Origin of the sequence: Arthrobacter sp. efr-133-R2A-120 (assembly GCF_030209835.1) — a bacterium.
GTDB lineage: Bacteria > Actinomycetota > Actinomycetes > Actinomycetales > Micrococcaceae > Arthrobacter.
The window spans coordinates 39,741-63,961 of the sequence record NZ_JARVRF010000029.1 but is presented as its reverse complement, the minus strand read 5'-3'; the positions used below and the strand labels follow the sequence as shown (position 1 = coordinate 63,961).

The following is a 24,221-nucleotide window of genomic DNA, read 5'->3' as shown; positions in this document are numbered from 1 at the left end:
GAACCGGGCCGTTCATGTGTCTAGCCAGACCCGCCGCGAAGCCAAGTCCGCGGATTGTCCAACAGGGGCAACATGGTTCCTCTGCGCCCCTGAAATCCGCGGGTTTCCGGACGGCTTGGGGTAGCGTGGCCGATATGGCGACTCGTACTACCTCCGCGCCTAGAGGCAGCTCCAACAGCAAATCCGGCGGCTCGGGCAGCAGCCGGACCCCGGCTAAGAGCGGCAGGAGCGGCACAGGCGCGGCCCGCGGCAAGCAGGCCGCCGTCGTCGAACCCCAACAACCGTGGATCCTGCGTGCGCTTGCTGGTGTCTGGTTAGGAATCGGGCACGTGGTGGGTGCGGGCATCCGCCGGATCGGCCATGACGTCAGTGACCTCGATCCCGCGGACCGCCGGGACGGCGCCGCGCTTTTCAACCTGGCGCTCGGTGTCTTCATAGCAACCTTCGCCTGGTGGGGCTTCAAAGGCTGGTTCCCGGACGTTGTCTACAGCATCGTGAACGGAACCTTCGGCTGGGTATCCCTGCTTCTGCCGCTCATGCTTTTCGTCTGCGCTTTCCGGCTCTTCCGGCAGCCGTGGGACAGCCGCGGCAACAACCGCGTGGGCATCGGCTTCCTGATCATGACGTTCGCCGGCACCGGCCTGGCCCACATTATCGGCGACCAGCCGACTGTGGCCGATGGCTTCGACGGCCTCCGGCGCGCGGGCGGGATGCTCGGATTCCTGGCGGCGTCGCCCCTTGCCGCCATCCACCCGGCAGTCCCCGTCATCGTCTACGGCGCTTTGGCGTTCATCGCCCTCCTGATTGTCACGGCCACGCCCTTCGGCGCCATTCCCCGGCGTATCCGCGGCGCCTACGAGCACCTCATGGGCGTCGACCTGGTCGATGCCGACGCGCAGCACGGCGATTCCCACGACCGCAGCTACCTCTATGAAAACCAGGCGGACGTTGAACCGAAGAAGAAGCGCCGCAAGCGCTTCTTCGGCAAGGACCACGACGACGACGCCAGGCTTGAGGGCTATGTCGGCGACGAGGCCTTCGAACACGCAATCGTCGACGACGACGCCCCTCCCGCGAAGGGCGCGCCGTCCATCCCGCCAGGGGTGCGCAGGCCGACCCAGGCGGAAATCGCCGTCGAGAAGATCAAAGCGGCACAGGGGCTCGGAAAAGCACAAGCCGACCCGAACGCCACCGAAGCGATCCCCCTGGTCGCGCCGACCGCCGCCGTCCCGCCGGTCATCGTGCCTTCGGCGCCGGTCAGCCCGCCCCCGCCCCCGACGCCGATCCCGCAGCGCACCGAACAGCTTTCGCTCGCCGGGGACGTCACCTACACGCTGCCGTCCTCGGACAACCTGACTCCGGGCTCCATTCCGAAGGAGCGCACGGAGGCGAACGACGCCGTCGTTGCCGCCCTGACGGACACGATGCAGCAGTTCAACGTGGACGCCACTGTTACCGGCTTCAGCCGCGGGCCCACCGTGACCCGCTACGAAATCGAACTTGCTCCCGGCACCAAAGTGGAGCGCGTCACGGCCTTGTCCAAAAACATCTCCTACGCCGTGGCATCGAGTGATGTCCGTATCCTCAGCCCCATCCCGGGCAAGTCGGCCATCGGCATCGAGATCCCCAACACGGACCGCGAAACCGTGTCCCTCGGCGATGTCCTGCGAAGCCAGAACGCGAGGCGGACAGACCACCCCATGGTGATGGGCGTCGGCAAGGACGTCGAGGGCGGCTACGTCGTCGCGAACCTCGCCAAGATGCCGCACTTGCTCGTGGCCGGTGCCACAGGTGCGGGTAAGTCGTCCTTCGTGAACTCGATGATCACGTCGATCCTGATGCGAGCCACACCCGATGAGGTCCGCATGGTCATGGTGGACCCCAAGCGCGTGGAGCTGACCGCCTATGAGGGCGTTCCGCACTTGATCACGCCGATCATCACCAACCCCAAGAAAGCTGCCGAGGCGCTTCAGTGGGTGGTGCGCGAAATGGACGCCCGCTACGACGACCTCGCCAACTACGGTTTCAAGCACATCGACGACTTCAACAAGGCTGTCCGCGCCGGCAAGGTTGTTCCGCCGGTTGACTCCAAGCGCGTCATCAAGCCATACCCATACTTGCTGGTGATCGTGGACGAGCTAGCCGACCTCATGATGGTTGCCCCGCGCGATGTCGAAGACTCGATTGTCCGGATCACCCAGCTCGCCCGTGCTGCCGGCATCCACCTGGTCCTGGCCACCCAGCGTCCGTCCGTTGACGTCGTCACCGGCCTGATCAAGGCGAACGTCCCCTCGCGTATGGCGTTCGCCACCTCCTCCGTCACCGACTCCCGCGTGGTCCTGGACCAACCCGGCGCCGAGAAACTCATTGGCCAGGGTGACGCGCTCTTCCTGCCGATGGGTGCCTCCAAGGCGATGCGCGTGCAGGGCGCCTGGGTCACGGAGTCCGAGATCCATCGGGTGGTGGAGCACGTCAAGGGACAACTCAAGGCTGTCTACCGTGATGACGTCGCGCCCGAGGCGCAGAAGAAGCAGATCGACGACGATATTGGAGACGACCTCGAGGTCCTGCTTCAGGCCACCGAACTCGTGGTCACCACACAGTTCGGCTCCACATCGATGTTGCAGCGCAAGCTCCGGGTCGGCTTCGCCAAGGCCGGCCGCCTTATGGACCTGTTGGAGTCGCGCGGCGTCGTGGGTCCGTCCGAAGGTTCCAAGGCCCGCGATGTGCTGGTGAAGCCGGACGACCTCGCTCCGGTGCTGGCAGCCATGAAGGGGCAGGAGGCTCCGGCTACGCCCGACGCGCACACCGCGGCGCTAAGCGACAACGCGAACGCGAACATCGCCGTCGGTGGCTATGCCGAGGACCTGGTTGCCGCCGATCTCGAACGTCGCAAGCAGGTCACTGATTACCACGACGGAGCAGATGGCCTCGATGACGAGGACGACGGCGGCGAGGACGCCTGGTCACTGACCGGACGGTAGCCTAGAGGGGTGACTACATCCGACGGCAGCAAGGCCGGTTCCAGCAGCTCCGATATCTGGAACCTGCCCAACATCCTGACGATGCTCCGGATTGTCTTGGTCCCGTTCTTCGTGTGGTTCCTCCTGGAGGACAACAGCCAGCACGGCATTTGGCGCTGGGCCGCAGTGGTGGCCTTCGCAGTGGCGATCTACACGGACAAGCTCGACGGCGACATCGCCCGGAGCCGCAACCTCGTCACCAACTTCGGCAAGATCGCGGACCCCATTGCCGACAAGTTGCTGATCGGATCGGCTCTCGTTCTCCTGTCGGTGCTGGGGGAGTTGCCTTGGTGGATCACCATCCTCATCCTCGTTCGCGAATGGGGCATCACCGCCTTGCGCTTCTTCGTCATCCGCTATGGCGTGATGCCGGCCTCGCGTGGCGGGAAGCTCAAGACCGTCGTCCAGACTGTCGCCATCTTCCTTTACATCCTGCCGCTGAATTCCTTCGCGCCATGGCTCGTCAGCGTGGCCTTCTGGGTTATGATCGTCGCCCTCGCCATCACGGTGTGGACCGGCGTCGAATACGTCATCGAGGCCGCAAAGCTTCGCACGGCAGGCAAGCGCGCATGAGCGCTGCCGCGGATGAAGTGGCCGCGTCGGCGGTAGCGCTCGCCATCGAGCGGGGCATCACCGTGGCTACCGCGGAATCCCTGACCGCCGGGATGGTTGCCGCCACCCTCGCCGATACTCCAGGGGCGTCAGGCATGCTCCAGGGCGGGGTGGTCGCCTATCAGAATGCTGTCAAGGCCGGAATCCTGGGCGTGTCCGAGGAGTTGCTTGCCGCACTCGGATCCGTCGACGCCGAGGTGGCGGCAGCTATGGCCGACGGGGCCAGACGCGCGTGCGGGGCCGACGTCGGAATCTCCACAACGGGGGTTGCGGGGCCCTTGCCCCACGACGGGAAGCCGGTTGGCACCGTCTTCATTGGCGTCGCCACCCCGGGCGGGGCCGCGGCGCATTCCTACTCGTTCAGCGGCGACCGGCCGAGTATCCGGGCGCAGGCAACCGAGGCCGCATTGGAGCGCTTGTTGGAGTGCCTTGTCCATGCCGACCTACCACACGTAAAGTAGCCGGGAACAAAAACTGCGGCCCAATAGTTGTTACATTGTGTCGCCTCGGAATGGCCGGGGCGCCTAGGATGTAGAAAACAACCGGTGCACCTGCAAGGTGAACCGGACTCACGAGGGAGCAAGGCGATACAGATGGTTAAGCAGCCCGTATCCGTAAACGGCGTTGTCCGCTGGAAGGATGTGGGCTTGGCCGAGAAGGCACCGAGCGAACAGAAGGAGCGCAAAATGGTTGTACTGCGTCACGAAATTGGTGATGTCCTGCGCGATGTCCGCCAGCGTCAGGGCCGCACGCTCCGCGAAGTCTCGCACAGCGCCCGCGTTTCCCTTGGCTACCTGAGCGAAGTTGAGCGCGGCCAGAAGGAAGCATCCTCAGAGCTGCTGTCCTCTATCTGCTCCGCCCTGGACGTTCCATTGTCCGGCATGCTCCGCGAAGTCAGTGACCGGGTTGCCGTCGCCGAAGGCGTCGCTGTTCCGGACACCGTCCCGCAGGAATTCGCCCAGCGCTACGGCCGCGATCTCGACCGCGAGCTCAGCGCCGAACTGAACGACGATTTCACCCAAGGCATGCTCTCCGGAGCCCGCTAGGCGGACCTGAAATAAAGAAGGAGGACCTCCAACTGGAGGTCCTCCTTCTTTGGTCTATGTGGTTTGGTGCGGTCAGTCCTTGCCGATTCCTTCGCCGTAGGCAGCATTGAGCCGTTCAATGTAGTCGGCCAGCGTCTGGATTTCTTCCAGCGGCCACTCACCCAGGCGTTCCCGGAAAACCTGCCGGCGTGCGTCCTGGACCTGGTGCATCTTTTCTTCGCCCTTGGGCGTGAGCCGGATCGATTGTGCGCGTCCGTCCTGGGGGTCGGCTTCTTTGTAGACCATGCCGATGCTCTCAAGGAACGCGATCTGGCGGCTCACCGACGGTTTCCCGACGCCGATGCACGAGGCAAGCTCCGTCAAACGAATGGGGCCCTCTTTCCTAATGATCGTCAGCAGTCCGTAGGCTGCTGGCTCCATGTCGGGATGGACCTGGCGGGATAACTGGTGGGATAGCGATCGTGCGCGTCGCCAGAACATGCTCAGCTGGTGTTCCACCTGTTGGAGGGCGGCGTCGACGTTGTCGCCGGCCTCCACCGTCTCCGGCGCGTCGTCGGGAGTGTTGCTCATGACAACCATTCTAGAGTCCGCTCCCGTGAGAGACTCTATTGGTGCGTATCAGTGACTTCTGGCGGCTGATGGACGATGAATTCGGGGCTGGCTACTCCAGGGTCCTCAGCAGCTCCCTTGTATTGGCCGGCGTCGGCGGCCGTACGGCAAACGAAGCCTTGGCAGCGGGCTACAGCCCCCGCGACGTCTGGCTTGCCCTGTGCGATGTCCAGGACGTTCCTCCGGAGCGACGGCTCGGCAGGGACATCAAGCCTGCCGACAAGGGTTCCAGCACGTTCTGAGTTCCAGTTCATGGCGGACACGCCCGCAAATTTGTTCGAATATCTGTTCGGATGAGGCTATGCTCCTATCAGAGGAAAATTGATCCTGGCGGAGCGGTTTCCGTGTCATTCGAAGCCCGTAGTTGTCCACATAGGCGAAGTCGCACACAAAATTGTCAGCGGCTCGTACTAGCGTCGGATGAGACAGGAAAACGGCCGATCAGGCCAGTCCACAGCGAGAAAGCATCAGAGGTGTGAACCATGGCGGCAAACCAGGATCGTGAGAAGGCGCTCGAGGCGGCGCTTGCCCAGATCGACAAGCAATTCGGCAAGGGCTCCATCATGCGCTTGGGTGACGACATCCGTGCGCCTATCGAAGTCATTCCCACCGGTTCCATTGCCCTGGACGTCGCCCTTGGTATTGGCGGCCTGCCGCGCGGTCGTATCGTGGAAATCTACGGCCCGGAATCCTCGGGTAAGACCACGGTGGCATTGCATGCTGTAGCCAATGCCCAGCGCCAGGGCGGCATCGCTGCCTTCATCGACGCCGAGCACGCCCTCGATCCCGAGTACGCGGCGAAACTGGGAGTCGACACCGACGCGCTGTTGGTTTCGCAGCCGGATACAGGTGAGCAGGCCTTGGAAATCATGGATATGCTGATCGGCTCCGGCTCCTTGGATATCGTCGTGATTGACTCCGTCGCCGCCTTGGTTCCGCGTGCCGAAATCGAAGGCGAAATGGGCGACTCCCACGTCGGCCTCCAGGCCCGCCTCATGAGCCAGGCCCTGCGCAAGATCACCGGCCGGCTGAGCCAGACCAAGACGACCGCTATCTTCATCAACCAGCTCCGTGAGAAGATCGGCGTTTTCTTCGGTTCTCCCGAGACCACTACCGGTGGTAAGGCCCTGAAGTTCTACGCTTCCATTCGCATCGACGTCCGCCGCATCCAGACGCTGAAGGAAGGTGCGGATTCGGTAGGTAACCGCACCAAGGCCAAGATCGTCAAGAACAAGATGGCTCCGCCCTTCAAGATTGCCGAGTTCGACATCATCTACGGCCAGGGCATTTCCCGTGAGGGCGGCATCATCGACATGGGCGTCGAGCACGGCATCATCAAGAAGTCCGGTTCATGGTTCACCTATGACGGCGACCAGCTGGGGCAGGGTATGGAGAATTCCCGCCGCTTCCTGCGGGACAACCCGGAGCTGGCGGCAGACCTCGAGCGGCTCATCAAGGAGAAGCTTGGCGTCGGAGTAGTCAAGCCTGTCGAAGCCGAAAAATCTCCGAAGCTGAAGGCCGTTGACGGCTAAGCGCCAGGGCCGCTCCCGTTCCTCAAGTTCTTCCCGGTCGTGGGGTCCGTCTGCGGATTCGTCCGTGGCGGCGGACCCCGAGGCCAATCCGGAATTGGTAGCCCGGGCCATTGTTTTGCGCCAACTGACCAACTCGCCCAAGAGCAGGCTTCAGCTTGCACGCAAACTGGCTGAGCGGAATGTGCCGGAAGATGTGGCCGAAGCAGTGTTGGACCGCTTCGAGGAAGTCCGGCTCATTGATGACGCCGACTTCGCCGAGATGTGGGTTCGCAGCCGTTCCCAGTCGAGGAAACTCGCCCGGGGTGCGTTGAGGCGCGAATTGGCGGACAAAGGCATCGACACCGAAACCGCAGAGCAGGCACTGGCGCAAGTGAGCGATGAGGACGAGCTGAGTGCGGCCAGGGACCTGGTCGCGCGCCGTTTGAGGTCCGGCACGGACCTTTCCGACAGGACTGAGCGGGACAAGCAAACCCGGCGGCTCGCGTCGATGCTTGCCCGCAAGGGCTACCAGCCATCGGCGGCGTTCCGGATTGTTGGCGAGGTCCTGGACGAAGCCTTGGCGGGGGAACCGGAGTCCTACCGTACCGGGCCGGAGTCACACAGTATCGGGTCACTCGGTGGTCCGGACCCGGACGACTTCGGCTAAGCTGCGCTGCCTGGGAAACTGAGAGCTGCCTGTGAGTATTGCCCCGGGCAGCGGGGTTGGGTGGCTTCTTGATGGTCGTCGGCTAAGGTTCTTGACTAGTGTTCCGAGTCGGGAAGCAGGTCAGATCCAATGCATCCGTTGTCGTTACGGCTTTCGGCAATCATTGTTCCCTTGCTCGTCGCGTCGCTTCTCCAGGCAGGCCCGGCCTCCGCAGACGATGATGCGCCGCCGTCGGGCTATCCCAGTTGGGCAGAGGTACAGCAGGCCCAGGGGAACGAAGCTGCCGCAAGCGCCGAAGTGGACCGTATCAACCAGTTATTGGCCGGCCTCCAGCAGAAGTCCGGAGAACTCGGCGCGGCAGCCATCAAAGCGGGAACCGAGTACGCGAAGGCCCATGACGCGCTGCAGCATCAGCAGGCAGTCACCCAGAAACTGGCTGAGGCGTCCCGACAGGCCAAGGCAAAAGCCGATTCATTGAGGAAGGCCACTTCCTCCCTGGTGGTCAAGGCATACGAGTCGGGCGGCTTCGATCCCGGGCCGTGGTCCCTCGCGAACGCCGCCATCGCACCAGACAACATTCAGAATTTCGCCTTGCTGAACAGGGTTCTGGATCGTACTGCGAAGCTCCACGATGATGCCCTGAGCGCGTCCCAGGCATCCGCTGCCGCGACCGCCCAGGAACAAGCTGCCCGCGACGTCCTGGCCCAATTGGACAGCGACGCCGCGGCAAAGGCGCAGGCCGCAGAATCTGCCAGGCGTGCTGCCGAAGACAGCGTTGCCGCCACGGACGGCCAGCGAAAGACCATGGTCGCCCAGCTCGCGTCCTTGACGTCCACTTCTGCCGCAGTTGCGCAGAAATACCAAGAAGGCCAAGTGGCGCTTGCCGCCTATCAGGCCGCCCAGGAAGCCAAGAGGGAAGCGGCGCAGCGCCAAGCGGAAGCCGCTGCGGCGGCCGCCGCGGCGGCAGCTGCCAGTAACCAGCCAGTCGTCCAGCCGCCGATCAGCAGCGGCGGTGGCGGCGGCTTCGGAGGCGGGGGAGGCGGCGGGGGTAACGTCGTGAACGACCCCGCAGGTGCACGACAATATGCGTCATCCCGCCTCGGCGCCTACGGCTGGGGCCAGGACCAAATGCAGTGCTTGTCCCTGCTGTGGACCCAGGAATCAAGCTGGATGACGGATGCCACCAATCCCAGCAGCGGTGCCTACGGCGTTGCGCAGGCGCTGCCGCCGGACAAGTACTATTCGGCAGGCAGCGACTGGCTCAGCAACTACCGGACCCAGATCGATTGGGGCCTCGGCTATATCCGCGACCGTTACGGTTCCCCCTGCAACGCTTGGCAGCATGAGATGGGCTTCAACTGGTACTAGTCCGAGGGGCTACCCTAGATTGGTGAGTTCCCCTTCCGCAGCACCAGCACCAGCCTCCATCCAGCAGCCCACTCCGGCCCCTGTCATCGATCCGGCACCCGAGTTCGGGGCGAAGCGCACCTACCAGGTCCGCACCTTCGGTTGCCAGATGAATGTCCATGACTCCGAGCGCATGGCAGGACTCCTGGAGGATGCAGGATATGTGCCCTTCGACGGCGGTGTCGCCGACGTCGTGGTCTTCAACACTTGCGCCGTCCGTGAGAACGCCGACAACAAGCTTTACGGCAACCTCGGGGAACTCAAGCAGGTCAAGGCCGCCCATCCGGGCATGCAGATAGCCGTGGGCGGGTGCCTGGCGCAGAAGGACCGCGAAACCATCGTGCGCAAGGCCCCGTGGGTGGATGCCGTGTTCGGGACCCACAATGTGGGTGCGCTGCCGGCGTTGCTGGACAGGGCCCGCCACAACAACGAGGCGCAGCTTGAAATCCTGGAGTCGCTGGACGTCTTCCCGTCTACTTTGCCCACCAAGCGTGACTCCGTGTACTCGGGCTGGGTCTCCATCTCCGTCGGGTGCAACAACACCTGCACCTTCTGCATTGTGCCGTCGCTCCGCGGCAAGGAGAAGGACCGCCGTCCCGGCGAGATCCTTGCCGAAATCCAAGCGTTGGTGGACGACGGCGCAGTCGAGGTCACCCTGCTCGGCCAGAACGTGAATTCCTACGGCGTCGAATTCGGGGACCGTATGGCCTTCTCCAAGCTGCTGCGCGCCTGCGGTGACATTGACGGCCTCGAGCGGGTCCGCTTCACGAGCCCGCACCCGGCTGCCTTCACCGACGACGTCATCGACGCGATGGCCGAGACCGCCAATGTCATGCCGCAGTTGCACATGCCTCTCCAGTCCGGCTCGGACAAGGTCCTCAAGGAAATGCGCCGCTCCTACCGCTCTACCAAGTTCCTGGGGATCCTGGACAAGGTCCGTGACAAGATTCCCCACGCCGCGATTACCACCGATATCATCGTGGGCTTCCCCGGCGAGACGGAAGAGGACTTCCAAGCCACGCTCGACGTCGTCGAGAAGTCACGCTTCGCCTCAGCCTTCACTTTCCAGTACTCCAAGCGCCCGGGCACCCCGGCCGCGGACCTTCCGGACCAGCTGCCCAAGGCCGTTGTCCAGGAACGCTACGAGCGGCTGACCGCCCTCCAGGACCGCATCGCGGCCGAGGAGAACGCGAAACAGCTCGGACGCCGGGTTGAACTCCTTGTCACGGCGCAGTCCGGCCGCAAGGCCGAGGAAACGCATCGCTTGTCCGGTCGCTCCCAGGACCAGCGGCTGGTCCACTTCTCCGTGCCCGAAGGCGCTGAGACCCCACGCCCCGGGGACTTCGTCACCGTGACGATCACCGAGGCAGCTGCCTTCCACCTCGTTTCAGATCCGGCGACGACGGCGGACTACAGCCTGAGGCGCTCCCGTGCCGGCGACGCGTGGGACCGCTCGCAGGCCGATTCCTGCGGCGCTCCGGCACCGACTGCCGCAGGGACCGGGTCCGGCGGCCTGAAGGCCGTCTCCCTCGGCATGCCGTCGCTCCCCGTGCGACGCGGCTAGCCCGACATGGCTGCAGCACCACCGGCCGGATCAGCTGATCCGAAGCCACCCGTGATCGCCGTCGTCGGGCCCACAGGGTCCGGCAAGTCCGATCTCGGCGTCGCCCTCGCCCTTGCGCTCGACGGCGAGGTCATCAACGCCGATGCCATGCAGTTCTACCGGGGCATGGACATCGGCACGGCCAAGATCAGCGTCGCCGAACGCAGGGGAGTACCCCACCACCTCCTCGACACGATGGATGTCACCGAGGAAGCCAGCGTCTCCGCTTTCCAGGCCGACTGCCGGGCCGCCATCCGTGATATCCATAGCCGCGGGAAGCGTGCCATCCTGGTGGGCGGCTCCGGCCTCTACGTTCGGGCAGCGTTGGATGTCCTGGAGTTTCCTGGCACGGACTCCGACGTACGGCGGCGGCTGGAGGAGGAGCACGAAACATCCGGTCTTCCAGCCCTCCAGGAACGACTCCAACATGTCGACCCCGTTTCGGCGGCCAGGCTCGGCGACGCCCGCCGCGTCATCCGCGCGCTGGAGGTTTTCGAGCTCACCGGCCGCCCGTTCAGCTCCTTCATGCCGCAGCGCGAGTACTTCCAGCCGGCCGTGCAGATAGGGCTCGACGTCGACCGTGGAGTACTCCGCGAGCGTTTGGCCGAGCGCGTTCTGGGGATGGTGGACGCGGGACTTCTTGAAGAGGTCGCCCGATTGGACGCCGCCGGACTGCGACAAGGCAAGACGGCATCGCGGGCTCTCGGATACGCCCAGTTCCTTAGGGTCCTCGATGGCGAATCCGACACGGCTACCGCGGCCGAAGAAACCATCGTGGCCACCCGGCAATTCGCCCGGCGCCAGCTCACCTGGTTCCGGGCCGACCCTCGAATCCACTGGCTTGACTGGCAGGATCCGGATTTGGTGGCCAAAGCAGTAGAAATCTGCGCGAGCCCGGCGTCGGTGATTTAGGCGCAACCCTTAGTACAGGTAGCCTTGAGCCATGGATGAAACCCTTGCATTTTCCGCCCCGCAGCCTACCGCTGCCGGCGGTTCCGTGCCCGCCTCCGGTCTTCACGGATTGGCCTTTTCCAAGGGGCATGGAACGGGCAACGACTTCGTCCTCATTGCGGACCCCGAAGACGCGCACCAGATCTCTCCGGAGCAGGTGGCAGCCCTCTGTGACCGCCACCTGGGCGTCGGCGGGGACGGGCTCATCCGAGCCGTCCCTTCACGGTTCCTGCCCGAAGGCGTCCAGCTGCTCGAAGCAGATTCCGATGCCGAGTGGTTCATGGACTACCGGAACGGCGACGGCTCGCTGTCCGAGATGTGCGGCAACGGTGTCCGCGTCTTCGTCCAATTCCTCATCGAGCAGGGTCTTGTCACGCTAAACGCCGGTGAATCCCTGACCATCGGGACGCGCGGCGGTATTAAGAAGATCGTCCGGACCTCTGAGGGATATGCGGTGGACATGGGTCCGTGGGAGTTCATTTTCCCCAAGGATGCCACCAGTAAAGCAATGGACTCCCTCGTCAGCGCCGACGGACTGGAAGTCGCCCGCCCAGCCCTTTCTGTCAGCATGGGCAATCCGCACACTGTGGTGGCATTGGCCGAGCTTTCAGAGCTCAAATCCACGCAGCTCTTCAAGGCGCCCGTCGTCGATCCCAAGCCAGCCAATGGCACCAACGTCGAATTCGTGGTTCCCGCGGAGCCCCTCGTCCACGAAGGCGTCGGAAACATCACGATGCGCGTCCACGAACGCGGCGTCGGTGAGACCCAATCGTGCGGCACCGGCGCCTGCGCGGCCGCCGTCGCGATCCGCCACTGGGCCGGCGAAGGCGCACCCGACACGTGGCGCGTCAAAGTGCCGGGCGGCGTCGTCGGCGTGCGGTTCTTCCCTGGAGAAAGCGGCCGCGAACACGTTGAGCTCAGCGGGCCCGCCGTGATTGTCGCTAGCGGGACGCTTTCCTGATCCGCAGGATGCGGAACGATTTCGACGTGCTCTCCCGGGACACCGAGAAGGAATCGTCGAGGGTCTCGGCCAGCCAGCGCTGAAGCGAGTCCGCTCCGAGGTTTTTCTGCACCACGAGCCACGCGTTTCCGCCTGGGGCAAGCCGTGGCAGCCATGTGAGCAGCAGCTCGTGGAGTCCATCCTTGCCGATGCGGATGGGCGGGTTGGACCAGATGGTGTCGAACGTCACGGCCGGGTCGACGTCGTCGGGCAGGCTCGCGGTGACGTTCCCGAGCTCCAGCAGGGCCGCGTTCTCGTTCGTCAAGGTGACGCAGCGCTCGTTGACATCCACGGCGTAGACGCGTGCGTGCGGAGCCATGAGCCCCATGGTCAACGCAATGGGACCCCAGCCGCAGCCGATGTCCAGCAGGTTTCCCTGCGGCGCCGGCGGTGGAACCTCGGAGAGAAGGATTGCGGTTCCCTTGTCGATCCCGTCGGGGCTGAAGATGCCGCCCGAGGTCTGGAGCCGGCGGGTCGCGCCGGCCAGTTCCACCGTGAGGGGCTTGCGGGTGAACGGCCCCGCGGGCTGTGCGCTGAAATAGTGAGCAGACTCCATAGCTTGCCAGATTAGTGGCCAGCAGCGGGCAAGGGAAACCGCGGGTGGGCAAGGCTGAACTTGACGGGGTCTGATAGTCTGATGCGCATGTTCTTGATCTTTGAGTAGCTGGCACCGCCCGCGACGTAGGCCTGCCTCATGTGCAGCGCCATTCCGCCTTGGCATGTCCGTTCCAGTCGTTGCTTCGTGACGCCTGGACACTCAGCAGATCGTCCCCTCCCCATCCCGGGATCTGTGCACGCAATCCGCGCAGCCCGTCCCGGATGGAGACCCCAGACAGTCAGCAGAGCCTTGCCAGGCATCAGCCCTGCGCGAATTCCGCGCCACAAGAGACGAAACGGCACTATTCTGGAAGTGCCGAACCCCCTAAAGGAGACCATGACCACGCAGAAGAACACCGGACCCGATTCCGACGCCCAGGACATGAGTCCTGAAGAAATCCAGGCTGTCATCGACCGGATTCTCTCCAAGGACGCACCTGCCATAGTTCAGGACCGCGACGAACCGAGGGGCGTGTTTGGCAAGGCCCAGGCGATCTCCCGCCTGGACGAAGAACACAGCATCTACGACGGCGATCAAGAGGATCTGGCCGAGCGCCGGGCCTTGCGCCGTACTGCGGGCCTGTCCACGGAACTTGAAGATGTCACCGAGGTCGAATACCGGCAGTTGCGCCTTGAGCGCGTGGTGCTGGCAGGCCTCTGGACCGAAGGCACCTTGGCCGACGCCGAGAATTCCCTGCGGGAACTTGCCGCCCTGGCCGAAACGGCCGGCTCGGAAGTCCTGGATGGCATTGTCCAGCGCCGCATGAAGCCGGACCCCGGCACGTTCCTTGGCTCGGGCAAAGCCATGGAGCTCAAGGACATCGTGATGTCCACCGGCGCGGACACCGTGGTGGTCGACGCCGAACTGGCGCCGTCCCAGCGGCGCGGCCTTGAGGACATCGTCAAGGTCAAGGTGGTGGACCGCACCACATTGATCCTCGACATCTTCGCGCAGCACGCCAAGAGCCGGGAGGGCAAGGCCCAGGTTGAGCTGGCACAGCTCGAATACCTGTTGCCGCGCCTGCGTGGCTGGGGCGATTCCATGTCCCGCCAGGCCGGTGGCCAGGTGGGTGGTGCCGGTGCCGGCATGGGTTCCCGTGGTCCTGGTGAAACCAAGATCGAACTGGACCGCCGTCGAATCCGCACCCGCATGGCCAAGCTACGGCGCGAAATCGCCGCGATGAAGCCATCGCGCGAGACCAAGCGGGCCAACCGCCGTCGTAATGCCGTTCCTTCGGTTGCTATCGCCGGTTACACGAACGCCGGAAAGTCGTCGCTGCTCAACCGCCTGACGGATGCCGGTGTCCTCGTGGAGAACGCGTTGTTCGCCACCTTGGATCCCACGGTGCGCAAGGCCCAGACCCCCGACGGGATCGGCTACACGCTCTCGGACACCGTCGGCTTCGTGCGTTCGCTGCCCACCCAGCTCGTGGAGGCTTTCCGCTCCACGCTGGAAGAGGTGGCCGACGCCGATCTGATCCTCCACGTGGTGGACGTTTCGCATCCCGATCCGGAAGGCCAGATCGCGGCCGTCCGCACGGTGTTCAGCGAAGTGGATGCCCGCAAGATCCCGGAAATCATTGTCCTGAACAAGGCGGACGCCGCGGATCCGTTTGTCATTGAGCGGCTCAAGCAGAAAGAGCCCCGCCACGTCGTCGTGTCCACGCGCACAGGGCAGGGCATTGCCGAACTCCTTGGAGCCATCAGCGAGGCTATTCCGCGTCCCGGCGTGCGCCTTGAGGTTCTGATTCCGTACAACCGGGGCGAGCTCATCAACAAACTGCACAACACCGACGCCGAAATCCTCAGCCTTGAGCATGAGGAGGAAGGCACCCGCGTGGTGGCCATGGTCCACGAGAACCTGGCAGCCGAGTTGGAGTCGTTCGTCAGCAATGGTTGATCCAGAGGCGGGGGAGCGCGGCGAAACCGTGGGGGAACGGACCGCCCTCGAACTCCTGGACAAAGCCGTTGCCGGTATGGGCGGGCAAAACCGCACGGGCCAACACCAGATGGCAAGGCAGGTGGCGCGGGCGATCGAGACCGGCGAACACCTCCTGGTTCAGGCGGGCACGGGCACGGGCAAGTCCCTCGCGTACTTGATTCCGCTGATTGCGCACGCAATGGAGAGCAACAAGCCCACCCTCGTGTCCACGGCCACCCTCGCCCTGCAGACGCAGATCGTGGGCCGGGACTTGCCCAGGCTCCTGGAAACCATCAATCCGGAGCTGGAGCGCCCGGTCAGCATCGCCCTGGTCAAGGGCCGGGCCAACTATGTGTGCCGGCACAAGCTGGAGGGCGGTTTCCCCAGCGAGGAGCCTGCCGAGGGGCAGTTGTTCTCCCTCGGCGAGGACACCAGCGTTCCGCACCTCGCCGCAGCCATCGGCGGGCCTGCCTCGCAGCTCGGCAAGGAAGTCCTGCGGCTGCGCGAGTGGGCCGGGAAGACCACGACGGGGGACCGGGACGAACTCATGCCGGGCGTTACGGACCGGGCCTGGCGCCAGGTATCCGTCACGTCAATGGAGTGCCTCGGGGCCCAGAAGTGTCCGATGGCGGAGGAGTGCTTCAGCGAGCTCGCGCGCCACCGTGCCGCGGAGTCCGACGTCGTGGTCACCAACCACGCGATGCTTGCCGTCAGCGCCTTCGAAGGCCTGGCCGTGCTGCCCGAATACGACGTTGTCGTGGTGGATGAGGCCCACGAACTCCAGGACCGCGTGACGGGTGCCGTGTCCGGGCAGCTGTCCGTGGCGATGATCCACGCCGCAGCCTCGAGCGCCCGCAAACACACGGCCATCACCGTGGACGCGCTGAACGCGGCCGCGGACCGCTTGGAACTCGCGATCATCGGTGCACCGTCAGGCCTCCTGCCCAACGGGCTCAATGACGAACAACTTGATTGCGTGGACCAGCTCCGGGAAGCCTGCCGTGCGGCCCTTTCCGATTCGAAGGGGGATTCCTCCAACGCGGTCGACGGCGGACGCCAGCTCGCGCGCTCACGGCTGATGCTGATCCTCGAGCTGTGCGAACGGCTGCTCTCCGCCCGGGAAAACAGGGAAGTCGTCTGGCTCTCCCGGAACAGTACCTTCGATCCGCAGCAGGGCTACACCGCGCCCGACGAGGACTCGCCCGCGCTCATCAACATCGCGCCGCTCAGCGTTGCCGGACGCCTCCGGGAAGGGCTCTTCGCGGGCCACACCGTGGTCTTGACCTCTGCCACTTTGGCTATCGGCTCCGCATTCGAGGCCACCGCCGGGGGGCTGGGCCTGACTGGCCAGGGCGCCCCCAGCTGGACGGGCGTGGATGTAGGCTCGCCCTTCGACTACCCGAAGCAGGGCATGCTGTACGTCGCCAAGCACCTGCCCAAGCCGGGGCGCGGCACTTCGCCCGAAGCGCTTGACGAACTTGAAGAGCTCATCAGGGCCTCGCACGGCGGGGCTTTGTGCCTCTTCTCGTCCCGACGTGCAGCCGAGGACGCCGCGGAAGCGATGCGGTCGCGCCTGGACGTGGACATCCTGTGCCAAGGCGAATCGACCATGGCCGCGTTGGTCAGGCAGTTTGCCGAGGAGGAAGACACGTGCCTGTTCGGCACGATGTCCCTCTGGCAAGGCGTTGACGTTCCAGGCGGCTCATGCCGGCTGGTAGTGATTGACCGGATCCCGTTCCCTCGTCCGGACGATCCCCTGATGACGGCACGGTCCCGCGCGGTGGCGCAGGCCGGAGGCAATGGTTTCATGGCCGTGTCTGCCACGCACGCGGCTATCCGGCTGGCACAAGGGGCGGGCCGCCTCATCCGCTCAACGGGGGACAAGGGCGTGGTGGCAGTACTGGATTCACGGCTTTCGACCGAGCGCTACGGCAACTTCCTCCGGGCAGCGTTGCCGCCCTTCTGGCCCACCACGGACCGTTCAGTAGTGCGCGGTGCGCTCGAACGGCTTTACGCCGAGTCGGCTTGAAGAGACCGCATCAGCAAGCAGCGGCCTCAGGCCCGCGAATCCGGCGCTTGTTTCCGACCCCGGAGCCGGTTGGCCCGGAGTTGGAAACAAGCCCCAGTGGTGGTCATCCGTCGTGCCAGTGCGAGGGCACTTCCAGATCCGAGGGCAGCAGAGTTGCGCGACTGCCTCTGGCGGCGTTGAGCTGCGGCTGGGTTAGATACATTGCCTTGGATAGATCAGTGCGTTCAAGCCATGCATCCCTGAGGTCTGCGCCGAGCAGATCGGCCCCCGATAAGTCACTGTCCCGCAGATCCGCGGCAATCAGGTAGGCCCCTCTGAGGTTTGCCCCGCATAACCGGCGGGACCTGAGATTTTTGCCCATCAGATCAGCTCCCGGCTTCAGCGCGGAATCAAGATGATCGCCTCCGGTGGCGAAGTAGGAGGCCCGTACTTCTTCGCTGACTTCCATGAGCGTTGACCTCACCTGGGAGTGAAGTTCTTGAATGTCCAGTGAAAGCAGGTCCGGCAGCTCGCCGCCGACTGCCTGTTCGATCGTGTTCCGGAGCTGTATCGCACGATGTGAGGAGTCGGGATCGAAAGTTCGTGCCTGTGCGTCAGCCAGGTACCAAAGCATCTCATGTAGCCGTCTGGCGGCTTTGAATGCCGAAAACATCTCGTCTTTTATATCAGGGTACGCAAGCCAGCTCTTTCCGGCGAAGAACCCTTGCGATACGTTCTGGCCGGCCCCGAAGCAGTCAAAGACCGTGCAGCCACGAAAGCCTCTTGGGCGCAGGCTGTCGTGGATTGTGCAGGAGAAGTCAGCTGCAAGGTTTTGGCACGGAGAGCCTGCGGGTTTGTCGAGTGCGAAATCTGCAGAGCGGGAGAACCCGAACGCTGTGCAGCAGAGGGCAAAGCAGTTTCCGCAGTCAGGGCGCAGGGATTGCCGGTCGAGGGAAGGTGATGAGGGTTCGGTATGGTTCGCTGACGTTGTTTGCATGTGATCTTCCAGGAGTGAGTTCGGTGTGGGCCGGTGAGCAGGGGAAGTCCATATGGAGTTCCCCTCGCGGGCGCACGGAAACACTGCTCGCTAAGGAGCGGCCTGGAATCGCTGAGAGGCCTGTGGGTCACAGAGAAAGATGAAGTATCACTGGCAGCAGAATACCTGACTACTACCACCGGCGGAGAGGCGGCAGGCCACGGGCCCAGTGCCGTCAAAGCTACCGTGCCGTCAAAGCTACCAAGGACTAAAGCGAGCGCAGGACCGAGACGACTTTGCCCATGATGGTGGCATGGTCGCCCAGGATAGGCTCGTACTGCGTGTTCTGGGGGAGCAGCCACGTGTGGCCGTCGCGCTGCCGGAAGGTCTTGACGGTGGCTTCGTCGTCCAGGAGTGCGGCCACGATGTCGCCGTTGAGTGCGTCGTTCTGCCGCCGTACCACCACCCAGTCTCCATCGCAGATAGCGGCGTCGATCATGGAATCTCCGGCGACCTTCAGCATGAAGAGCTCGCCATGTCCTACCAACTGCCGGGGCAGCGGCAGGACGTCTTCAACGGTCTGGTCCGCCAGGATGGGTCCACCGGCGGCAATGCGCCCTACAAGGGGAACCATGGCCGTGTCACTGGCACTCGCGAGCTCGGTGACGGCCAGGCCGCCGGCGCTACGGAGTTTCGCCGGCGCTTCAACGCCGGGGATGACGGAGCCGCCGTCAAGGGTCAACGGCATGAGGACTTCCATTGCGCGAGGGCGCTTGGGATCGCGGCGAAGATAGCCGAGCTTCTCGAGCTGTGACAACTGGTGCGTGACGCTGGACAAGCTGGCCAAGCCAACGGTGTCCCCGATCTCGCGCATCGACGGCGGATAACCGTGATCGTTCACTGAACGTTGGATGGTCTCCAGGATTTTCTTCTGGCGGACGGTCAGGCTCTTGGGGGCCTTTTGCGGCTGCTGGCTCCGCGCCGAGGCCGACCCGCTGCCAGTGGCTTTCGCTGCCATGTTCGCCAACGCCCTTCCGTTCCACCCGTGCGGCCCTGAGGCGCTTGCCGGGACTAGCGGCCTGAAATGTCAGACCCTCCTGTTGCACTGATTCAGTGCTCGTTCCTTCACTCAAACGTAGGGCAGGCGCAGGCGTTTATCAAACATTTGTTCTAGCGAGTCTCGACATCGTTCGTTGATAAGTGCTAAAAATGTCGTAGCAAAGTTCGAATATGTGTTCTATAAAAGTGATGCAGGCTCCGGTTGTTCGTTCGAATCGTTCGAAGACAACAACGAACAACCGTCCTGCAAGCACTGACTGAAGGCAAGAATTGGCAGCCGCAACCAGGGATTCCGGGACGCGGCATTGTTCAGAAGGGCTCAGCTCATGTCCGCAATCACCATCACCCACACGCCCGGCCGCAATGCGGCACGTGGCCGGCTCCGCCTGACCCGCCGGGGCCGCATGGTCTTCTTCGGCTTCCCGGCAATGCTCCTGGTTGCAGCCCTGCTGAGCCTGGCGGGATTCCTGAATTCGCCGGCCAAGGCTGCTGATTCCACCGCGGAGCTGCAGCCCACCTCCAGTACGAGCGTCACGGTACAAGTGGGCCAGTCTTTGTGGGGGATTGCGGGAATTGCCGCACCGTCCCGGGATCCGCGCGACGTTGTGGCCGAGATTATCCAGCTGAACAACCTCCAGGACGGCCACATCGTGCCAGGCCAGCAACTGTTCATTCCTGCCACTTAGCAGCAACGTTGACCGGGTTGCATGTGCCTGGAACGGTCCCCGGGCCGTCACAGTTTCAGGGCATCCGCCGCTGCACCTTAAACTGTCATGGTGAGTGAGCAGCTTGAACGACTTGACCGACTTCCCCTCCGGACCAACCTCCGCGGCCTGAGCCCGTATGGCGCGCCGCAGCTTGATGTTCCGATTTTGCTCAACGTCAACGAAAACACTCATGGCGTACCAGCTGATGTCCAGGCGGCCATCACCGAAGCTGTCGCGGCGGCCGCCGTCGGACTGAACCGCTATCCGGATCGCGAGTTCACCGAACTGCGCGAGGCCCTCGCGGAATACCTCGGCCACGACCTTGCGGCCGAGAACATCTGGGCAGCCAACGGCTCCAATGAAGTGTTGCAGCAGATCCTCCAGGCTTTCGGTGGCCCCGGCCGGACCGCGCTCGGTTTCCCGCCCACGTACTCCATGTACCCCCTGCTGGCCAGCGGAACCGACACCGCGTACATCGCGGGAGTCCGCGCTGAAGACTATGGACTCGATGCAACCTCGGCCGCCGCGCAGGTCCGCGAGCTCAAGCCGAATGTCGTGTTCCTCTGCTCTCCGAACAACCCCACCGGCACCGGACTCGGCCTCGACGTTGTCGAAGCCGTATACAAAGCCGGCGAGGCGAGCCAGACAATGGTGATCGTGGACGAGGCCTACCACGAGTTCGCCCACGACAACACGCCAAGCGCATTGACGCTCCTCCCCGGCCGGGAGCGCCTTATTGTCTCCCGCACCATGAGCAAGGCGTTCGCCCTTGCCGGTGCACGCATCGGCTACATGGCAGCTGCCCCCGAGGTCGCCGATGCGATCCGCTTGGTCCGCCTTCCGTACCACCTCTCCGCCATCACGCAGGCAACCGCGCTGGCGGCCCTCCGGCACCGCGAAGCCCTCATGGCCGACGTCGAAGACATCAAGGTCCAACGAGATCGCATTGTCAGCGAGTTGACCCGGATGGGCTTCAAGCCGGCCGCCTCGGATTCGAACTATGTGTTCTTCGGCGGAATCGACAACCCCCACGCCCTGTGGCAAGGCCTGCTGGAGCGCGGAGTCCTGATCCGCGACGTCGGCATACCAGGCCACCTCCGGGTCACGGCCGGCACGGAGCCGGAGACCACGGCCTTCCTTGAGGCGCTTGAAGCCTTGCTGGACGGCCAGGCCTCCACACCGGCCTAGACTTGGACAAGCCCCACCACTCCTTCCTCCTAAGGACATATCAATGAGCGAAAACGGCGCCAGCACGGCGGCCGCCCGGACAGCACGCATGGAACGCACCACAAGCGAGTCCTCCGTCCTGGTTGAAATCAACCTCGACGGCACGGGAGTCTCGGATATCAGCACCTCGGTGCCGTTCTATGACCACATGCTGACGGCGCTCTGCAAGCATTCGCTCATCGACATGACCGTCAAGGCGACGGGGGACACCCACATCGACGCCCACCACACCGTGGAGGACGTGGCCATCACCTTCGGCGAGGTCTTGCGCACCGCCCTGGGTAACAAAGCGGGCATCCGTCGCTTCGGCGAGGCCACAGTTCCGTTGGATGAAGCGTTGGCCCACGCCGTCGTCGACGTCTCCGGACGCCCCTATCTGGTTCACGGCGGTGAGCCCGCCGGCCAGGAATACCACCTGATCGGTGGACACTTCACCGGTTCGCTGACCCGTCACGTCTTTGAGGCCATCACCCTGCACGCCGGCATCTGCCTCCACATGAATGTCCTGGCTGGCCGGGATCCGCACCACATCGTGGAGGCACAGTTCAAGGCATTCGCCCGTGCACTGCGTTCCGCCGTTGAGTCGGATCCCCGCGTCGAAGGCATTCCGTCCACCAAGGGTGCCTTGTGAGTACGCACATCCTCAAGGATGGCGCGGTGGTGGATCCGAACGCTGCCGGCCGCATCGTCTCGCCTGAGGGAAAGCCGACCGTGACCGTCCTTGACTATGGCTCGGGCAATGTCCGCTCGGCGGTCCGGGCGCTTGAGCGTGCCGGCGCGGCAGTCACATTAAGCGCCAAGCCAGAAGATGTCCTGAACGCCGATGGGCTCCTGGTGCCCGGCGTCGGCGCCTTCGAAACAGTGATGCGCGAACTCAAGGCAGTCGACGCCATCCGGATGATCGGCCGTCGTGTTGCCGGGGGCAGGCCCGTCCTGGGTATTTGTGTCGGGCTCCAGGTGCTGTTCGAGGCCGGAGTGGAGCACGGAACCGAGGCCGAAGGGATGGGCGAGTGGCCGGGCAAGGTGGAGCTCCTTCCCGCGCCCGTTGTCCCGCACATGGGCTGGAACACCGTGGACGTGCCGGAAGGCTCAAAGCTGTTCGCCGGCGTCGAGCACGAACGCTTCTATTTCGTGCACTCGTACGGCGTGCAGAAGTGGGAATTCGACGTCGTCCAGCCCCGCATGGCTCCGCCGAAGGTGACCTGGTCCGAACACGGCGCCCCCTTCATTGCCGCCGTGGAAAACGGACCGTTGTGCGCCACGCAATTCCACCCCGAGAAGTCGGGCGACGCCGGAGCGCGGCTCCTGCGAAACTGGGTTGAGGGCTTGCGACCGCAGGCAAAACCCCAGCCGCAGGCGAGCGAAGCCGGAGGCGCTGCCTAGTATGTGGTCCGTTATCTTCATGGGCACCGCCGGGCTGCTGGTTGGCGGAGGAATCTCCTTCCACCAGCAGAAGCGTCCCGCCTGGGTCTCCATTTCGTTCTACGTACTTGCCGGCTTGGCATTGCTGGCCGCCTACCTCTTCACCCTGCCTGCCAAATAACTGCGCCTGCCAAATAACTTGCCGGGCAATTGACGCCCGTCCCCACAACACCGAGGACTTCAATGACCACCGCCTCCGAACTGCCTGTTCTGGAACTCCTGCCCGCCGTCGACATCGTGGACGGCCAGGCCGTCCGTCTCCTTCAGGGAGAAGCCGGCTCCGAGACCAGTTACGGCACCCCGCTCGAAGCAGCACTTAACTGGCAGAACGCCGGAGCCGAGTGGGTGCACATGGTGGACCTGGACGCAGCGTTCGGCCGCGGCAACAACGCCGACCTCATCAGCGAAGTCGTCTCGCAGCTGAACGTCAAGGTGGAGCTGTCCGGCGGATTGCGCGACGACGAATCCCTCGAGCGCGCGCTTGAGCTCGGCGTCGCCCGCGTGAACCTGGGTACCGCCGCGTTGGAGAACCCGGAATGGACCCGCCGGGCCATCGACCGCTTCGGTGACAAGATCGCCGTCGGGCTCGACGTCCGCGGCACAACGCTCGCGGGCCGGGGCTGGACCAAGGAGGGCGGGGATCTCTGGGAGGTTCTGGCCCGCCTTGAGGACGCCGGCTGCGCCCGCTACGTGGTCACCGACGTCACGAAGGACGGAACCCTGCAGGGGCCCAACGTCGAGCTGTTGCGCCAGATGGTCGAAAAGACCGGCAAGCCTGTCGTTGCATCGGGCGGCATCTCCAGCCTCGAAGATTTGCGCGTCCTGCGGGAACTCGTTCCGCTCGGGGTCGAAGGAGCGATCGTCGGCAAGGCGCTGTACGCCGGTGCTTTCACGCTCCCGGAAGCCCTGGACGTCGCCGGCCGTCGCTGATGTCGCAGGATCCACAGTCCCCGGCTGCCCACAAGGCTTCGACTCCGGCCCCACGGCAGTTGCCTGGGCACATCGCGGCGGCCCTGGCAGGTGCGGGGGGCGCAGGCGATTCTGCCGGCCAGCCCTGGGCCGGCCGCGACCTGAGCAGCGACGCCGCCAAGATCCATAATTTCGAGGACGACGACGGAACGGCCGACGCCGGGTACCTCGCCGCCGTCGCGGCCCTGCTCGCCGGTACCGGCACCGAGGCGGGCGTGGTGGCTTCCTTGGCAACGGCGAGGGTGTTTGTCCCGGTGGTGGCCCAGCTCGCTGAGGAAGCCGAGGGCGTGGACGGACTCCATGCGGACAAGCAGGCCGACATGGCGCTCGTGACCCTGAAGGCGCCGGACGGCCGCACGGCCATGCCTGTGTTCACGTCGGCTGCCGCCCTTGAAGCCTGGCATCCGCAGGCCCGTCCCGTCGCTGTTTATGCGGCCCGGGCGGCGCTGTCTGCAGTCTCGGAGGGAGCCCAGCTGCTTGTCCTGGATCCCGGTTCGGAGGTCACCTTCGTCGTGCGCCGGCCTGCCATGTGGTCACTGGCACAGCAGCGCGACTGGACGCCGTCGTACCTTGATGATGAACTGGAGTCTGCTCTCAATTCCTTGGCAGGGATGTACCCGGCCGTGCGGCGCCTGGAGGTGCGGCCGGGATCGGGAATGGCTTCGCGCACGGCTGACGGATCGGCCATGGCCGGCGGGGGACCCGGGCCCGAATTGCGCGTGGTGCTGTACCTCGAAGACGGCCTGGACGCCGCCGCGGTACAGGATCTCGTCTCCGGGCTGAACGGGCGTTGGGCGCAGAACGAATTGTTCGCCGAGCGGGTTGACTCGATCGAGGTCAGCTTGCAGCGGGCGGCACAGTAGCCGAAGGCACAGGGGGAACGTCCTTGTCCTGCCCTCGGCAGAA

The 24,221-nt window shown here is 64.4% G+C and carries 25 protein-coding genes; 20 read left to right on the top strand and 5 right to left on the bottom strand.

Annotated features, from left to right (window positions below):
* Positions 1–134: 134 nt before the first annotated feature.
* The 4 genes from QRN52_RS14700 (at position 135) to QRN52_RS14685 (ending at position 4,681) form a co-directional block, all read left to right on the top strand.
* Positions 135–2,984 (top strand): FtsK/SpoIIIE family DNA translocase, encoded by a 2,850-nt coding sequence (locus QRN52_RS14700; RefSeq protein WP_284753605.1) that lies wholly within the window; start codon positions 135–137, stop codon positions 2,982–2,984.
* 9 nt (positions 2,985–2,993) lie between these two features.
* Positions 2,994–3,596, top strand: coding sequence for a CDP-diacylglycerol--glycerol-3-phosphate 3-phosphatidyltransferase (gene pgsA, locus QRN52_RS14695; RefSeq protein WP_284753604.1), 603 nt, complete (start codon positions 2,994–2,996; stop codon positions 3,594–3,596).
* Complete coding sequence (locus QRN52_RS14690; protein WP_284753603.1) at positions 3,593–4,096, top strand: CinA family protein; 504 nt, start codon at positions 3,593–3,595, stop codon at positions 4,094–4,096. Before pgsA ends, QRN52_RS14690 begins: the two co-directional genes overlap by 4 nt.
* A gap of 132 nt (positions 4,097–4,228) precedes the next feature.
* Positions 4,229–4,681: a helix-turn-helix domain-containing protein gene (locus QRN52_RS14685; RefSeq protein WP_078105673.1), complete on the top strand. Its 453-nt coding sequence runs from the start codon at positions 4,229–4,231 to the stop codon at positions 4,679–4,681.
* Between the two features lie 72 nt (positions 4,682–4,753).
* Here the strand turns inward: QRN52_RS14685 and QRN52_RS14680 are convergent, their stop codons facing one another.
* Positions 4,754–5,251, bottom strand: coding sequence for a MarR family winged helix-turn-helix transcriptional regulator (locus tag QRN52_RS14680; RefSeq protein ID WP_284753602.1), 498 nt, complete (start codon positions 5,249–5,251; stop codon positions 4,754–4,756).
* A 41-nt stretch (positions 5,252–5,292) separates the two neighbouring features.
* On the opposite strand from QRN52_RS14680, the gene QRN52_RS14675 reads away from it, so the two are divergent.
* The 7 genes from QRN52_RS14675 (at position 5,293) to dapF (ending at position 12,390) form a co-directional block, all read left to right on the top strand.
* Entirely contained in the window at positions 5,293–5,532 is a 240-nt protein-coding gene (locus tag QRN52_RS14675; RefSeq protein WP_284753600.1) for a DUF3046 domain-containing protein, read from the top strand.
* A 240-nt stretch (positions 5,533–5,772) separates the two neighbouring features.
* On the top strand, positions 5,773–6,822 hold the full coding sequence (gene recA / locus QRN52_RS14670) for a recombinase RecA (protein WP_284753598.1): 1,050 nt from the start codon (positions 5,773–5,775) through the stop codon (positions 6,820–6,822).
* 64 nt (positions 6,823–6,886) lie between these two features.
* On the top strand, positions 6,887–7,468 hold the full coding sequence (locus QRN52_RS14665; RefSeq protein ID WP_284753597.1) for a regulatory protein RecX: 582 nt from the start codon (positions 6,887–6,889) through the stop codon (positions 7,466–7,468).
* Between the two features lie 129 nt (positions 7,469–7,597).
* Positions 7,598–8,836: an aggregation-promoting factor C-terminal-like domain-containing protein gene (locus tag QRN52_RS14660; RefSeq protein ID WP_284753595.1), complete on the top strand. Its 1,239-nt coding sequence runs from the start codon at positions 7,598–7,600 to the stop codon at positions 8,834–8,836.
* The gene (miaB, locus tag QRN52_RS14655) at positions 8,811–10,439 is read left to right on the top strand and encodes a tRNA (N6-isopentenyl adenosine(37)-C2)-methylthiotransferase MiaB (RefSeq protein WP_502869712.1); all 1,629 of its coding nucleotides are present in this window, start codon (positions 8,811–8,813) and stop codon (positions 10,437–10,439) included. The genes QRN52_RS14660 and miaB overlap by 26 nt, the downstream gene beginning before the upstream one ends.
* A gap of 6 nt (positions 10,440–10,445) precedes the next feature.
* Entirely contained in the window at positions 10,446–11,390 is a 945-nt protein-coding gene (miaA, locus tag QRN52_RS14650) for a tRNA (adenosine(37)-N6)-dimethylallyltransferase MiaA (protein ID WP_284753594.1), read from the top strand.
* A gap of 31 nt (positions 11,391–11,421) precedes the next feature.
* On the top strand, positions 11,422–12,390 hold the full coding sequence (gene dapF, locus QRN52_RS14645) for a diaminopimelate epimerase (protein WP_284753592.1): 969 nt from the start codon (positions 11,422–11,424) through the stop codon (positions 12,388–12,390).
* On the opposite strand, the gene QRN52_RS14640 is transcribed toward dapF, so the two are convergent.
* Together QRN52_RS14640 and QRN52_RS14635 are read right to left on the bottom strand one after the other, a co-directional pair.
* Complete coding sequence (locus QRN52_RS14640; RefSeq protein WP_284753591.1) at positions 12,371–12,985, bottom strand: class I SAM-dependent methyltransferase; 615 nt, start codon at positions 12,983–12,985, stop codon at positions 12,371–12,373. The two genes, dapF and QRN52_RS14640, sit on opposite strands and share 20 nt — an antisense overlap.
* A gap of 11 nt (positions 12,986–12,996) precedes the next feature.
* Positions 12,997–13,137 carry a hypothetical protein gene (locus QRN52_RS14635; protein ID WP_284753589.1) on the bottom strand — a complete coding sequence of 47 codons (141 nt, stop codon included), beginning with the start codon at positions 13,135–13,137 and terminating at the stop codon, positions 12,997–12,999.
* Positions 13,138–13,363: 226 nt separating this feature from the next.
* Between QRN52_RS14635 and hflX the strand changes: the two genes are divergently transcribed.
* Together hflX and QRN52_RS14625 are read left to right on the top strand one after the other, a co-directional pair.
* Complete coding sequence (hflX, locus tag QRN52_RS14630; RefSeq protein WP_284753588.1) at positions 13,364–14,926, top strand: GTPase HflX; 1,563 nt, start codon at positions 13,364–13,366, stop codon at positions 14,924–14,926.
* On the top strand, positions 14,919–16,976 hold the full coding sequence (locus tag QRN52_RS14625; protein ID WP_284753587.1) for an ATP-dependent DNA helicase: 2,058 nt from the start codon (positions 14,919–14,921) through the stop codon (positions 16,974–16,976). The genes hflX and QRN52_RS14625 overlap by 8 nt, the downstream gene beginning before the upstream one ends.
* Before the next feature lie 103 nt (positions 16,977–17,079).
* On the opposite strand, the gene QRN52_RS23955 is transcribed toward QRN52_RS14625, so the two are convergent.
* Positions 17,080–17,628 carry a pentapeptide repeat-containing protein gene (locus tag QRN52_RS23955; protein WP_350225154.1) on the bottom strand — a complete coding sequence of 183 codons (549 nt, stop codon included), beginning with the start codon at positions 17,626–17,628 and terminating at the stop codon, positions 17,080–17,082.
* 571 nt (positions 17,629–18,199) lie between these two features.
* Complete coding sequence (lexA, locus tag QRN52_RS14615; RefSeq protein WP_059387803.1) at positions 18,200–18,949, bottom strand: transcriptional repressor LexA; 750 nt, start codon at positions 18,947–18,949, stop codon at positions 18,200–18,202.
* 367 nt (positions 18,950–19,316) lie between these two features.
* Here lexA and QRN52_RS14610 point away from each other — a divergent pair, with 367 nt between their 5' ends.
* The 7 genes from QRN52_RS14610 (at position 19,317) to QRN52_RS14580 (ending at position 24,178) form a co-directional block, all read left to right on the top strand.
* Positions 19,317–19,676, top strand: a complete 360-nt coding sequence (locus QRN52_RS14610) for a LysM peptidoglycan-binding domain-containing protein (protein WP_284753584.1) — start codon at positions 19,317–19,319, stop codon at positions 19,674–19,676.
* Between the two features lie 90 nt (positions 19,677–19,766).
* Positions 19,767–20,885, top strand: a complete 1,119-nt coding sequence (locus QRN52_RS14605; protein ID WP_284753583.1) for a histidinol-phosphate transaminase — start codon at positions 19,767–19,769, stop codon at positions 20,883–20,885.
* 43 nt (positions 20,886–20,928) lie between these two features.
* Positions 20,929–21,555 (top strand): imidazoleglycerol-phosphate dehydratase HisB, encoded by a 627-nt coding sequence (hisB, locus tag QRN52_RS14600; protein ID WP_234753135.1) that lies wholly within the window; start codon positions 20,929–20,931, stop codon positions 21,553–21,555.
* On the top strand, positions 21,552–22,307 hold the full coding sequence (hisH, locus tag QRN52_RS14595) for an imidazole glycerol phosphate synthase subunit HisH (RefSeq protein WP_284753582.1): 756 nt from the start codon (positions 21,552–21,554) through the stop codon (positions 22,305–22,307). The genes hisB and hisH overlap by 4 nt, the downstream gene beginning before the upstream one ends.
* Before the next feature lies 1 nt (position 22,308).
* On the top strand, positions 22,309–22,467 hold the full coding sequence (locus QRN52_RS14590; RefSeq protein ID WP_284753581.1) for a CG2302 family histidine operon protein: 159 nt from the start codon (positions 22,309–22,311) through the stop codon (positions 22,465–22,467).
* A gap of 62 nt (positions 22,468–22,529) precedes the next feature.
* Entirely contained in the window at positions 22,530–23,276 is a 747-nt protein-coding gene (gene priA / locus QRN52_RS14585) for a bifunctional 1-(5-phosphoribosyl)-5-((5-phosphoribosylamino)methylideneamino)imidazole-4-carboxamide isomerase/phosphoribosylanthranilate isomerase PriA (protein ID WP_184735761.1), read from the top strand.
* Positions 23,276–24,178, top strand: a complete 903-nt coding sequence (locus QRN52_RS14580; protein WP_284753579.1) for an SseB family protein — start codon at positions 23,276–23,278, stop codon at positions 24,176–24,178. Before priA ends, QRN52_RS14580 begins: the two co-directional genes overlap by 1 nt.
* Positions 24,179–24,221 lie beyond the last annotated feature (43 nt).